Origin of the sequence: Cellulosimicrobium sp. Marseille-Q4280 (assembly GCF_943181405.1) — a bacterium.
Taxonomy (GTDB): Bacteria; Actinomycetota; Actinomycetes; order Actinomycetales; family Cellulomonadaceae; genus Cellulosimicrobium.
The window spans coordinates 506469-519271 of the sequence record NZ_CALPBY010000002.1; the positions used below are offsets into that span (position 1 = coordinate 506469).

At 75.6% G+C, this 12803-nt stretch carries 9 protein-coding genes; 4 read left to right on the forward strand and 5 right to left on the reverse strand.

The genetic code is table 11. The features are described from left to right. Positions 1-49: 49 nt before the first annotated feature. Together NFS20_RS07050 and NFS20_RS07055 are read left to right on the forward strand one after the other, a co-directional pair. The gene (locus NFS20_RS07050) at positions 50-304 is read left to right on the forward strand and encodes a DUF6480 family protein (protein WP_251151016.1); all 255 of its coding nucleotides are present in this window, start codon (positions 50-52) and stop codon (positions 302-304) included. Positions 305-366: 62 nt separating this feature from the next. Continuing rightward, positions 367-729 (forward strand): ACT domain-containing protein, encoded by a 363-nt coding sequence (locus NFS20_RS07055; protein WP_251151017.1) that lies wholly within the window; start codon positions 367-369, stop codon positions 727-729. Positions 730-820: 91 nt separating this feature from the next. On the opposite strand, the gene NFS20_RS07060 is transcribed toward NFS20_RS07055, so the two are convergent. The 5 genes from NFS20_RS07060 to NFS20_RS07080 are packed head-to-tail and all read right to left on the reverse strand — an operon-like array spanning position 821 to position 9359. Continuing rightward, positions 821-1516 carry a GNAT family N-acetyltransferase gene (locus tag NFS20_RS07060; RefSeq protein ID WP_251151018.1) on the reverse strand — a complete coding sequence of 232 codons (696 nt, stop codon included), beginning with the start codon at positions 1514-1516 and terminating at the stop codon, positions 821-823. Next, the gene (locus NFS20_RS07065; RefSeq protein ID WP_251151019.1) at positions 1513-3816 is read right to left on the reverse strand and encodes a penicillin acylase family protein; all 2304 of its coding nucleotides are present in this window, start codon (positions 3814-3816) and stop codon (positions 1513-1515) included. The genes NFS20_RS07060 and NFS20_RS07065 overlap by 4 nt, the downstream gene beginning before the upstream one ends. A gap of 1 nt (position 3817) precedes the next feature. Continuing rightward, entirely contained in the window at positions 3818-6301 is a 2484-nt protein-coding gene (locus tag NFS20_RS07070) for a GNAT family N-acetyltransferase (RefSeq protein ID WP_251151020.1), read from the reverse strand. Continuing rightward, positions 6298-7779 (reverse strand): lysine N(6)-hydroxylase/L-ornithine N(5)-oxygenase family protein, encoded by a 1482-nt coding sequence (locus NFS20_RS07075; protein WP_251151021.1) that lies wholly within the window; start codon positions 7777-7779, stop codon positions 6298-6300. The genes NFS20_RS07070 and NFS20_RS07075 overlap by 4 nt, the downstream gene beginning before the upstream one ends. Beyond that, a complete protein-coding gene (locus NFS20_RS07080) occupies positions 7776-9359 on the reverse strand; it encodes a pyridoxal phosphate-dependent decarboxylase family protein (RefSeq protein WP_251151022.1) in 1584 nt (527 codons plus the stop codon). Before NFS20_RS07080 ends, NFS20_RS07075 begins: the two co-directional genes overlap by 4 nt. A 216-nt stretch (positions 9360-9575) precedes the next feature. Between NFS20_RS07080 and NFS20_RS07085 the strand changes: the two genes are divergently transcribed. Both NFS20_RS07085 and NFS20_RS07090 read left to right on the forward strand, forming a co-directional pair. Next, positions 9576-11252, forward strand: coding sequence for an NAD(P)/FAD-dependent oxidoreductase (locus NFS20_RS07085; protein ID WP_251151023.1), 1677 nt, complete (start codon positions 9576-9578; stop codon positions 11250-11252). Between the two features lie 18 nt (positions 11253-11270). Then, positions 11271-12797 carry an ATP-binding protein gene (locus tag NFS20_RS07090; RefSeq protein ID WP_251151024.1) on the forward strand — a complete coding sequence of 509 codons (1527 nt, stop codon included), beginning with the start codon at positions 11271-11273 and terminating at the stop codon, positions 12795-12797. The last annotated feature ends 6 nt before the right edge of the window (positions 12798-12803 follow it).

Genomic DNA, 12803 nt, shown 5'->3' on the forward strand with positions numbered 1-12803 from the left:
CCCGGCGCGACATGACACGAACCGCACCGACTCCCCGAGGAGACCACCCATGACGCACAGCACCCCGGCCGACCCCGACCCCACGGACTCGACCGGCCGCTCCCCCGCCGCGGACTTCTCCGCGAGCGGTGACGTGCAGCCCGGCGAGACCCCGCCCGCCGAGGACCAGGTGAGCGCACCGCAGGGTCACGAGGAGCACGGGCCGCACCGCGCGGTGCCGTGGGTCTGGATCGGCGTGATCGGCGGTGTCGCCGTGCTGACCGCGCTGTTCTTCGTCGGCTACGCCGCGGGTCTGCTCGACTGACGGGCCGTCCGTCGTCGCGGCCGTCTCCCGCGCGCGTGGGCGACGGCCGCTATCGTCCCGGCGTGCCCACCCTGCGACTGCGCGTCCTGCCCGACCGGTTCGTCCTCGCCCACGACCCCGGGGCGACGTTCCCCGAGGACGACGAGTGGGTCGCCCTCGTGCGCGCACCCGAAGGGTTGACGGTGCTGCGGCACGCGTCCCCCTGGGGCGGCGACGGCGAGCGCTGGGCCGGGTTCTACGCCGAGCCGCACGGGCTCGACGTGCCGGGCGTGCTCGCGTCCCTCCTCGGCCCGCTGGCCGACGCGTCGGTCCCGGTGTTCGTGGCCTCGACCTTCCACGCGGACCTCGTGCTCGTGCCGCAGGACCGCCTCGAGGGGGCGGTCGACGCGCTGCGTGACGCCGGGCACGCCGTCGCGGTGCCGTGACGCCTCCCGCCGGTCGTCACCACACCGCCGGTCACCACACCGCCGGTCGCCGCTCCGCCGGTCACCGCTCCGCCGGTCACCGCTCCGCCGGTCACCGCTCCGCGAGCGTCGTCGCGCGGTCCCGCGGCAGGAAGGCCAGGAGGGCGTCCTTGTCGCCCACCCGCACCGGCTCGCCGAGCTCGAAGCCGAGAGCGCGCATGCGGGCGTGCGCGCGGACGTTCGCGACGTCCGGCTCCACGACGACGCGGCGCGCCGCAGGGTCGGCGAACAGGAACTCGGCGAGCACGGCTGCCAGCACCGCCCACAGGTCGGTGCCGCGCGGTCCCCGGTCGCCGAGGAAGAAGTGCACGCCGACGTCGCCGGGCAGCACGTCGTAGCACTCGCCGACCGGGTCGTGCTCGGGCTCGTACGTCTGCAGGAGCGCGACCGGCCGGTCGTCCCAGCGCACGAGGAACGCGTGGTGCGTGGGCAGCGACCCGACGTACGCGTACAGGTCCCGCAGCGCGTGCGGCGTGAGGTCGCCGAGCCCCCAGAAGCGCGCCCAGGGTCGCGTGACCCACGAGTGCAGCACGTCGAGGTCGGCGACGGGGTCGAGCACCCGCACCGTGAGGCGGCCTGCCCCCGGCAGGTCCCGCTCCAGCAGCAGCTCGCCCGGCGCGCCCGTGGGCAGGCGCCCGGCGGCGGCTCCCGGCCTGGCGTCGGCGGCAGGTCTCCCGGTGGCGGGTCCCTGGGCGGTGGCGGGTTGCTGGGCGGTGACGCCTTCGGCGGTCGCGGTGGTCGCGGTCATCGGGTCTCCTCGAGCTCGAGCAGGGTCCAGTCGGTGACGACCGGCACGGTCGTGGCGTCCGCCCACGCGGGGTGCTGGTCGGCGAAGTGCGGGGAGCGCGGGTCGCCGCTCGCGCCGAACGGCACGCCCCACCGGCTCGCGTCCCGGTCGGCGAGGTCCCACACCCACCGTGCGACCGAGCCGCGCACGCACACGTCCGTGACGCCCGGCGTGCTCGCGGTGCAGCGGACCGTGTCGGTGTCCCCCGACAGGGGCAGCGGCGCGACGCGCGGGGCGCCTGCGCCGGGGACGTCGAGCAGCACGTGCAGGCCGAGCACGCGGTGGGTGTCTCCCCATGCCGGCGCCCCGGTGGGCTCGGGCGGCATCCCGGGGGGTTCGGCCGTCGTCCCGTCGCTCACGACGTCCTCGAGCGCCGCCCACGCCGCCGTGTGGCCGTCGATCCCGAGCCACGACGCGCCGAGCAGCATCGGCAGGGCGTCGGCGACCCGGGCGGTGATGGACGACCACGGCGCGAAGATCTCGTCGAGACCGTGGGGTTCGTGCAGCGGCGCGAGCGCCGGGTGCGCCGCGACGCGTCGCACGAGGACGGACCGCCACGTCGCGTACAGGGCCGCGTCCGCGCTCCCCGCGTCCATGTGCCGGTCCCACCCGAGCAGGCGCGCCGCCGCGGCGCGCGTCGCCGTGCTCCGCCGCCCGTAGGCCGCGCCGTCCAGCCCTCCCACGCCTCCGTCGTCCAGCCACGCGAGGAGGGCGTCGGCGCTGCCGAGGGCGGTGTCGCCGTGCACGCGCGCCTGGTCCGCCGGCCCGAGCCGGTCGTCGGCCGCCTGCAGCAGCGCGCGGATCCGGCGCGCGCGGTGGGGTGGCGCGTAGGTGCGCCCGAGCGCGATCTCCTCCCGGTCGGGCCGTTCGTTCGCGTCGACCGCGACACCGTCGACCGTCACCGGGGCCGGCAGGTCGACCCACGGGCGGGTGCGGGCGGCGTCGGACCACGCCTCCAGCGGCAGCGCCCGCTCCCTCGGCGACCGGCGCGGAACGCGCCCCGCGGTGAGGCTCAGCACGGTGTCCCGGTCGGCGGCGAGGACGCGGTTCACCGGGTCCACCCAGCCGGCGAACGCGTCGGCGACGTCGCGCGCCGAGCGGGCGTGCAGCAGCCGCCGCCACGCGCGCACGCCGAGGTCGGCGTCCACCCGCGCGGCGAGCCGTACCGCGAACGTCCGTCCCTCGTCGCCCGGATCCGCCTCGCCCGCGTCCGGCCCACCGGTCACGACGACGCCGCGCGCCGTCTCCCACGTCTCGACCCGGTGCTCGACCGGGCCACCGGCCGCGCGCACGCGGACCGTCGCGGTGACCGTGTCCACCGGTTCCGGCCCGTCCGGCCCGAGCGCCTCCACGTCGCCGTCCGTCGTGCGCCGCAGCCGTTCGGCCAGGACGTCGACGTGGTGCGCCGCAGCGTTCGTGATGCCCCACGCCGCGTCCCCGGCGTGCCCGAAGTGCAGCACGCCGGGCACCCCCGGGAACGCGAGACCGACGACGTCGTACGCGGGGCACGCGAGCCGCACCTGCTGGTAGACGCCGGGCAGCTCGAGCAGGCGGTGCGGGTCGCCCACGAGCAGCGGCGCGCCGCTCGTCGTGCGCGACCCGGCGAGCGCCCAGGCGTTCGAGCCGGAGGACGGGCCGCCGTCGACGGCGAGCAGGTCCAGCACCCGGTCGACGGCGTGCGGGTCCCCGGGTGCCGCGGCGGCGGCGGAACGGCCGAGCGTGCGGGCGACGTGGTCGCGCCACAGCACGTGCGGGAACCCCGAGAAGAGCACGTGCGCGACGAGGAACACGCCGAGGGGCGCCCACGCGGGCCACGGCTCGTGGGGTGGCAGCTCGCCGCCGCCCGGCCACGCCGGGTCGGCGAGCGCGTGCATCTCGGGCACGTCGCGCCCGAGCGCGAGCCCCTCGTTCACGCCGGCCGTGTACGCGTCGAGCCACGCGCGGTCGTCGTCCGCGAGCGCCGCGTGGACGCGGCGGGCGGTGTCGGCGAGGCGCACCCGGTGGGCGAACCGGTCCCAGACCAGCCCCGCCTCGCCGAGACGCTCGGCGAGGCGGCCCTCCGCGCGCCACCGGTCCACCTCGACCTGCCACCCGCGGTCGCGGGCGGTGACGTAGCCCTGGCCCCGCGCGAGCGCGAGCTCGTCGCCGGCCCGCACGTGCGGCACGCCCCACGCGTCGCGGAAGACCTCGAACGTGCCTGCCGCCGGCCACGGGCCCGGCACGCCGCCGTGGTCGGCGTCGAGGTCGCGGTCGGGTGCCACGTCAGCGCACCCGCGCGGCGGGGTTGGCGAGCGTGCCCGCGTAGAGGAGCGACGCGGACTGGTCGGCGAGGTCGACCATCTGCAGGGTGTTGCGCAGCTGGAGCCGGTTGAGGCACGAGTGCGCGAACCGCTGGGCGCGCAGGTCGACGCCGGTCTCCAGGTCCGGGTGGTCGGCGCGGTGGTCGTCGAGGCACTCGCCGACGAGCGACCAGAACCGGTCCTCGCCGAGCACGCCGTCGCCGGCGAGGATCGCGGCGAGGTGGCGCAGCACGCCGTCGAACACGTCGGTGAAGATCGCGAGCGCCTTCTCGGCGTCGTCGACGACGGCGCGCACGCGCTCGACGCCGGGCGGCAGTGCGCGCTCGCCGAGCACGGCGACCTCCTCGCCGACGTCCTTCATGACCGCGCGCACCACCACATGGTCGCGCACGACGAGGATGAGGTTCTCCCCGTGCGGCATGAACGCGAGGTCGTGCGCGAGGAGCGCGTGGGCGAGCGGGCGCAGGTAGGCGCGCAGGTACGACCGGACCCAGTCGGCCGGGTCGACGCCCGACGCGCGGACGAGGGCCGTGGCGTACGCGCCGCCGCGGGCGTCGCGGTGCAGCAGCGACGCCATGGTCACGAGGCGCTCGCCCGGGGCCGTGCGCGGCACGGGACTCTCGCGCCACAGCGCGGCGAGCATCTTGCGGTGCGGGGACGGCGTCGTGGTGCGGTGGTAGACGTCGCCCGTGTACCCGACGGAGGCGAGCTCGCGCAGCACGGTGAAGCCGCTCCCGCCGAGCTCGGGGTCGCCCGCGACGAGGTCGGCGACCCAGTCGTTGATCGCGGGCGTCGCGCGCATGTAGGCGGGCGACAGCCCGCGCAGGAAGCCCATGTTCTGGATCGCGAGCGCGACCTTGACGTAGTGCCGCTCGGGCCGCGTGAGGTTGAACAGGGTGCGGATGGACTGCTGGGGCTGGTACTCGTCCGCGCCGAGGCCGACGGGTACGAGGTCACCGCGCGCGACGTCTGCCGCGAACGTGATCGGCACGCGGTGCTCCCACTGCCACGGGTGCACCGGCAGGTACAGGTAGTCGGCCGGGTCGAGACCCCGGGCGGCGAGGCGCCCGGCGAAGGCGGTGCGCTCGTCGGCGGTGAGCTCGGCGCCGTAGTGCGCGGCCTCGTCCAGCCCTGCGCCGAGCGCGAGGTGGGTGTGCTCCCGGCGCGCGGCGAGCCAGACGAGGCGCACGCGGCCGGCGTTCTCGGGCGCGTAGGCGCGGTACTCGGCGAGCCCGAAGCCGATGCGGCCGTTGTTGGCGACGAACGCGGGGTGGCCCTCCGTCATCGCCGCCTCGACCTCCTGGAACGACGCGTCGAGCAGGTCCGTCGCGCTCGGACCGCCGGCGGACTCGCTGCGCTCCAGCTTCGCCGTCGCGCTCGCGAGCGTCGAGGAGACCTCCTCGAGGTAGGTCGCGAGCAGGTCGTCGGGGATCCGCAGGTCCGGCTGGAGCTCGACGACGAGGTCGAGCACGTCGACCGGTGCGTCGGTCGGGGTGGGCGAGGTGGCAGCGGGTACGCCGTCGTGCACCGTGCGGCGGATCGACGCCTCGTCGACCACCCAGTGCTCGAGCGCGTACCGGCGGGCGGTGAAGCGGTACTCGACCGCGCCGCCCGCGACGGCGAGGACGTACTCCCCCGGCCCGTTCGGCGTGGCGGCCTCGCGCACGGTGCGCGGAGCGAGCAGCCGCTCGTGGGTCAGCTCGGCGATCGTCTTGGCCACGAGGTGGCGGTGCGCGCGGTCGGCGAGGTCGGGGCGCAGGTGCGGGGCGGGGTCGACGCCGTCGCCGAGCGGGCTCGCGTCGAGGTCCGGCCGCGTGGCGACCGCGAGGTGCGCACGCTTGCCGGGCAGGTCGATCTCGCGCAGCACGCGGAACCCGGCGGCGGCGTTCTTCGCGCCGATCGCCGCGTTGCGCACGTCCGGCTCGACGACGACGCGCCGCGCGCCCCTGCCGTCCGGCGCGAGGCAGAACCGCACGACGGCACCCATGACCGCGGACGTCAGGCCGTGCCGCACCGCGGCGGGGTCCGGCGGCGCGACGAGCAGGTGCATCCCGACGTCGCCCGGCTCGAGCAGCGCGGCGGCCTCCGGGACGTCTGCGAGGGTGACCCGCGCGGGGTCGTACGTCTCGACGAGGAACGCGGGCGTGCCGTCCACGCGGCCGAGCCACGCGTCCTGGTGCGGGTCCGCCGCGACGCCGTCGAGGTACTCGCGCACCCCGTCGACGTCGAGGTGGCCGAACTGCCAGAACGCCGAGCGCGGGTCGGCGAGCCAGCCCTGCACGAGCGCGGCGTCGCGCGTGGGGTCGACGGGCTCGATGCGCACGTCCGCGACACCCTCGCCGCAGCGCACCCGCACCGCGAAGGTGGTGGCGGTCGTCCCGGTGGATGCCACCGCAGTCGTCAGGTCAGCCGTCAGGTCGGTCGTCAGGTCGGTCGTCGCGGTCATCGGGACCCCTCTCTCGCCGCGGCCGTCACGTCGAGGGACGCACCGGGCGACGTCTCGACCGGGCGGGTGTGCTCGTCGTCGGGCAGGCCGAACTGCTGGAACGCGATGCGCTCCTCGACCGGGTACACCTCGCGCCCCGTGACGGTGCGCAGCACGACCGAGTTGCGCCACGCCGCGAAGCCGAGGTCGGGCGCCGTGAGGCCGTGGGTGTGCTCCTCGCCGTTGAGCACGTGCACGCGTCGCGCGGCGTCGACCGTGTAGTCGCGCGCGACGTCGAGGCGGCCGAGCTCGTCGAACCGCAGCCGGTCGCGCACGGGGTCGAGGAACGTCGGGACCGTGGCGGCGTAACCCGTCGCGACGACGAGCGCCCGCGTGCGGCGCTCGACCTCGCGACCGAGCTGCGCGTGGCGCAGCCGCAGGACGTACTCCCCCGAGCCGTCGGACCCGGACCCGGACCCGGGGACGGCGGCCGGCTCGTAGCGCGCGGCGACGACCTCGGTGTCGGTGAGGAGCGTCGTCGGGGCGGGTCGGTCGAGGCTCAGCCGGTAGAGCGCGTCGTAGATGTCGTCGACCAGGTCGCCGCTGATCCCCTTGTACAGCCCGCGCTGCTCGCGCCCGAGGAGCTGGCGCAGCTCCAGCGGCAGGGCGTGGAAGTGGTCGGTGTACTCCGGGGAGGTCATCTCGAGCGTCAGCTTCGTGTACTCCATGGGGAAGAAGCGCGGCGAGCGCGTCACCCAGTCGAGCCGGTAGCCACCGGGACCCGTCTCGCTCGCGCTGCCGACGCGGCCGTCCCCGTGCACGCCGTCGAGCAGGTCGCGGTAGATCTCCGCCGCCGACTGCCCGCTGCCCACGACCGTGACGGACCCGCTCGCGGCGAGCGCGTCGCGGTGCGGCACGTACTGCGCGCTGTGCACGAGCGGGCCGGCACCCGGGTGCTCCCCGGCGGCGACCTCCTCGGCGAGCAGCCGCAGCGCGGGTGGCAGCACGGGGCTCGTGCCGACCCCGAGGACCAGGTGCCGCCCACGGTGCTCCTCGACACCGGCGGCGGTGCCGTCGGGTCCGAGCACCTCGGCCCGGACGACGAACGCGTCGGACGCCTCGTCACGGGACACCTCGACGACGCGCCGGCCCCACCGCAGCGACGGCAGCTGCTGCGCGACCCAGCGGCAGTACGCGTCGTACTCGGCGCGCAGCGGGTAGAACGACTCCCGGACGTAGAACGGGTACAGCCGCCCGGTCGCCTTGAGGAACGCGAGGAACGAGTACGGCGAGGTCGGGTCCGCCATCGTCACGAGGTCGGCGAGGAACGGGACCTGGATCGTGGCGCCGTCGATCATCATGCCGGGGTGCCAGCGAAACTCCGGCGCCTGGTCGAGGAAGACGGCGTCGACGTCGGCGAGCGGCGCGGACAGCGCGGCGAGGCCGAGGTTGAACGGCCCGATCCCGACCCCGACGACGTCGTGCACGACGGCGGTCACCGGGCCACCGCCGGGGCGTCGTCGGCGAGCAGCTCGTCGGTGTCGACGAGCGCCTGGGCGGTCGTGCGCACGAGGTCGAGCACGCGGCGCACGTCGTCGAGGGTGACGTCGGGGTTCAGGAGCGTGAGCTTGAGGCACGGCACGCCGTCGAGCACGGTCTTGGCGACGAGCGCACGACCCGACTCGAACAGCACGCGCCGCACGAGCGGCACGAGCCGGTCCGCGTGCTCGCGCGCCAGCCCGGCGGGCTCGTAGCGGAACAGGACCGTGGACAGGTCGGTGCGCGCGACGACCCGCAGGTCCGGGTCGTCCGCGAGGTCCGCGTGCACCGCGGCCGCGAGGTCGCACACCGCGTCGACCATGCGCCCGATCCCGTCGGCGCCGAGCGCCCGCAGCGTCGCCCAGAGCTTCAGCGCGTCGAACCGGCGGGTCGTCTGCAGCGACTTGTCGACCTGGTTGGGCTCGGCGTTCTCGAGCGGGTTGAGGTAGTCGGCGTGGTGCGCGACGCGCGCGAGGTCCGCCGCGTCCCGCACGAGGAGCGCGCTCGCGGACACCGGTTGGAAGAACGCCTTGTGGTAGTCCACCGTCATCGAGCGCGACCGCTCGATCCCGTCCAGGAGGTGGCGGCGCGTCGGGGACACGAGCAGCCCACACCCGTACGCGGCGTCGACGTGCAGCCACGCGTCCGCGGCGTCGCACGCGTCGGCGACCGCCGCGAGCGGGTCGACGCAGCCGCGGTCGGTCGTCCCGGCGGTGGCCACGACGGCCATGACGACGTCGCCCGCCGCCAGCACGCGCGCCAGCGCCCCCGCGAGCGCCGCGGGGTCGAGGCGGCCGTCGGCGTCGGCGGCGACCGTGACGACGGCGTCCTCCGCGAGGCCGAGCAGGAACGCCGAGCGGGCGACGCTGAAGTGGCTGGACGCGCTCGTGAGGACGCGCAGGCGCGGGAGCACGTCGGAGCGGGTCGGTGCCCCGGGGGCGCGGCCGGTCGCGCCGCCGCGCGTCTCGCGCTCGACCGCGTGCTCGCGGGCGAGGAACAGCGCCTGCAGGTTGGACTGGGTGCCTCCGGAGGTGAACACGCCGTCGCCCGCGACGTACCCGATGCGCTCGGCGGTCCAGGCGACGAGGCGGCGCTCCATGAGCGTCGCGACGGTCGACTGGTCGTAGGTGTCGACCGACGTGTTGACCGCCGCGAGCATCGCCTCGGCTCCCACGGCCGGCAGCGCGACCGGGCAGTTGAGGTGCGCGGCGTACGCCGGGTCGTGGAACCACACGGCGTGGGTCGCGTAGAGGTCGGCGGTCTCGCGCAGCGCGACGTCGGTGCCGACACCCGGCGCGTCGAGATCCACGGCGTCGACCAGTGCGGCGAGCTGGGCCCGCGACGCGCCGGACCACGGCTGGGAGACGGCCGCCACGCGGGCCGCGACGTCGTCGACGACGGCGTGCAGCGTGGTCGCGTAGGCGCCGGCGCTCGCCGTCGTGAGCAACGACGTGGCGGCGCGAGCGGGCGAGGGCGGCACGGCGCGCGCCGTGGTCGCGACGGACGCGGCCGGCGCGACGAGTGGTCGTGCTGAGGGCATGACGAAGCTCCTCGAGGCAGGGAGAAGGTCCGGGCGCACGCCGCGCACCGGTAAGTTCTGAGGTTTGGCTTGCCTAACCTAGCGCACGCCACGAGGGCGTCAAGTGTGGTCTGCGCCACGCACGCCCGGGTGACCCGACGACCGCACCCGTGGACGTGCGGGGGCCCCGGGGAGAGGATGGCACTCGGCCCGTCCGGGGCCCTCCGAGGAGGCCGCGTGGAACCCGTCGCACCGACGTCTCGACCCGCCATCGTCACCGTCGACGACGACCCCGGGGTCTCGCGCGCCGTCGCGCGCGACCTGCGGCGGCGCTACGGCGACCGGTACCGGGTCGTGCGCGCCGAGTCGGGCGCCGACACGCTCGCGGCGCTGCGCGAGCTCGCGCTGCGTGGCGAGGACGTCGCCGTCATCCTCGCCGACCACCGCATGCCGCAGATGACGGGCGTCGAGCTGCTCGAGCAGGCGATGGACCTCTTCCCCGCTGCGCGTCGCGTCCTGCTCACCGCGTACGCGGACACCGACGCCGCGATCGAGGCGATCAACGTCGTCGACCTCGACTACTACCTCCTCAAGCCGTGGGACCCGCCCGAGGAGAAGCTCTACCCCGTCGTCGACGCCCAGCTCGAGGCCTGGCAGCGCACCGACCGGCGGCGTCCCGCCGAGGCGGTCGTCGTCGGGCACCGCTGGTCCGCGCGGTCGTCGCAGGTGCGCGAGTTCCTCGCGCGCAACCGGGTGCCCTACCGCTGGTACGCCTCGGACTCGGAGCAGGGGACGCGGCTGCTGACCGCCGCCCAGGCCGACGCCACCTCCCTGCCGCTGGTCGTCACGCCCGACGGCGAGGCGCTCGTCGCGCCCGACGACGCGACGCTCGCCGAGCGCGTCGGCCTCGCGACCCGGCCCACCGAGGAGTTCTACGACCTCGTGGTCGTGGGGGGCGGTCCCGCGGGCCTCAGCGCGGCGCTCTACGGCGCGTCGGAGGGCCTGCGCACCGTGCTCGTCGAACGCACCGCCACGGGCGGGCAGGCCGGGCAGAGCTCGCGCATCGACAACTACCTCGGCTTTCCCGACGGCATCTCCGGCGCCCAGCTCGCCGACCGCGCGCGACGCCAGGCGGTGCGGTTCGGGGCGGAGATCGTCACGACGCGCGACGCGATCGAGCTCGACGTCGCGGGCTCGGCCCGCAGCGTCCGCTTCCCCGATGGCACGTCGATCGACGCGCACACCGTCGTCCTCGCGTCGGGGGTGTCGTACCGGCTGCTCGACGGCCCCGGGCTCGGCGACCTCGTGGGGCGCGGGGTGTACTACGGGTCGGCGCTCACCGAGGCGGCCGCGTGCCACGACCAGGAGGTGTACGTCGTCGGCGGCGCCAACTCGGCGGGCCAGGCAGCGCTGTACCTGGCGCGCGAGGCGAAGCAGGTCACCCTCGTCGTGCGCGGCGACACCCTGTCCCGGTCCATGTCGGCGTACCTCGTCGAGCAGGTCGAGGCCCACCCCCGGCTGCGCGTCCTCACGCGGACCGAGGTCACGGCCGCCGTCGGCGACGACCACCTGGAGCACCTCGAGCTGCGCGACGTCGACACCGGCGCGACGAGCCGGGTCGACTGCGGGTGGGCGTTCGTCTTCATCGGCGCCGCGCCCCGCACCGACTGGCTCGACGGCGTGGTCGCGCGCGACGACCGCGGGTACGTGCTCGCCGGCCCCGACCTCCCGCACGACGGACCCCTGCCCCCGGGCTGGCCGCTCGAGCGACCGCCCTACCACCTCGAGACGTCCGTCCCCGGCGTCTTCGCCGCGGGCGACGTCCGCGCCGAGTCCGCCAAGCGCGTCGCCTCCGCCGTGGGCGAGGGCGCGATGGCGGTCATGCTCGTCCACCGCTACCTCGAACAGCTCTGACCCACCGGAGGTGACGCCATGACCGGCACCCAGGACGACGCCCGGCCGAGCACCGGGACCGGCGACGCCACGGTCCCCGGCACGAGCGGCTGGCTGCCGTGCGACGTCGACGAGCTGCGCGCCACGTTCCTCTTCGAGCACCTCACCGACGACCAGCTCGCGTGGCTGTGCCGCACCGGGCACGTCGAGCACGCCGAGCCGGGCTGGCTGTGCCGCGAGGGCGAGCCCGCCGAGCGGTTCTTCGTCCTGCTCGACGGCGGCGTCGCGCTGTTCCGGCGCGTCGGCACCGACGACGTCGAGATCAACCGCACCCGGCAGGTCGGCGTCTACATGGGCGCGTGGAACGCCTACCTCGGCGACCGCCTGCCCCAGACGTACCTGCACAGCGTGCGCGTGCTCGAGCCGTCGCGGTTCTTCGTGCTCTCCGCGCCGGACTTCGCCAAGCTCATGACCGAGTGGTTCCCCATGGCGGTGCACCTGCTCGAGGGCGTGTTCTGGGGCACGCGCGACGCGCAGCAGCTCGTCGGGCAGCGCGAGCGCCTCCTCGCGCTCGGCTCCCTCTCGGCCGGGCTGACCCACGAGCTGAACAACCCGGCCGCAGCGGCCGTGCGCGCCACCGGCACGCTCCGCGAGCGCGTAAGCGCCATGCGCCACAAGCTCGCACTCATCGCCGACGGCCCCTACGACCGCGCGACGCTCGCCGTCCTCATCCGCCTCCAGGAGGAGGCGCTCGAGCGGTACGCCGACGCGCGGGAGGCGGACGTCGTCGGTGCGCTGGAGACCTCCGACCTCGAGGACCGGCTCACGGACTGGCTCGACGACCACGGGATGCCCGAGGGCTGGCGGGTCGCCCCCGCGCTGGTGCAGGCCGGCATCGACGAGCCGTGGCTCGACCGGGCCGCCGAGCGCATCGACGCCGGCGCGCTCACCGGCGCGGTGAGCTGGCTCGCCTACACCATCGAGACCGAGCAGCTCATGGCCGAGATCGAGGACGCCACCGTGCGCATCTCCTCGCTCGTCGGTGCCGCGCGCCAGTACTCCCAGCTCGACCGCGCCCCGTTCCGCCCCGTCGACCTGCACGAGCTCATCGACTCCACGATCGTCATGCTCGACCGCGCGCTCGCCGGGATCTCCGTCGTGCGCCGCTACGACCCGGAGCTGCCCGCCGTGCCGGTGTTCGCCGCGGAGCTCAACCAGGTCTGGACGAACCTCGTGGAGAACGCGGCCCAGGCGATGGGCGCGTCGTCGGACGGGCGGACGCAGGGCGAGGGCACGCTCACCGTGACGACGCGCCGTACCGAGGACGCCGCAGAGATCGAGATCGCCGACACCGGGACGGGCATCCCCGCGGACGTCCTGCCCCGCATCTTCGAGCCGTTCTTCACGACGAAGCCCGTCGGCCAGGGCACGGGGCTCGGCCTCGACATCTCGTGGCGCATCGTCGTGAACAAGCACCACGGCGACCTGTCGGTGACGTCCCGGCCGGGCGACACGCGCTTCGTCGTCCGGCTGCCCCTGACACCCGCGCCCGCCGCGGGCGACTGAGACCCG

Excerpts from the sequence above, each read along its gene's own strand:
- NFS20_RS07050 (WP_251151016.1), top strand. The coding sequence starts at position 50 with ATGACGCACAGCACCCCGGCCGACCCCGACCCCACGGACTCGACCGGC.
- NFS20_RS07060 (WP_251151018.1), bottom strand. The coding sequence starts at position 1,516 with ATGACCGCGACCACCGCGACCGCCGAAGGCGTCACCGCCCAGCAACCC.
- NFS20_RS07070 (WP_251151020.1), bottom strand. The coding sequence starts at position 6,301 with ATGACCGCGACGACCGACCTGACGACCGACCTGACGGCTGACCTGACG.
- NFS20_RS07080 (WP_251151022.1), bottom strand. The coding sequence starts at position 9,359 with ATGCCCTCAGCACGACCACTCGTCGCGCCGGCCGCGTCCGTCGCGACC.
- NFS20_RS07090 (WP_251151024.1), top strand. The coding sequence starts at position 11,271 with ATGACCGGCACCCAGGACGACGCCCGGCCGAGCACCGGGACCGGCGAC.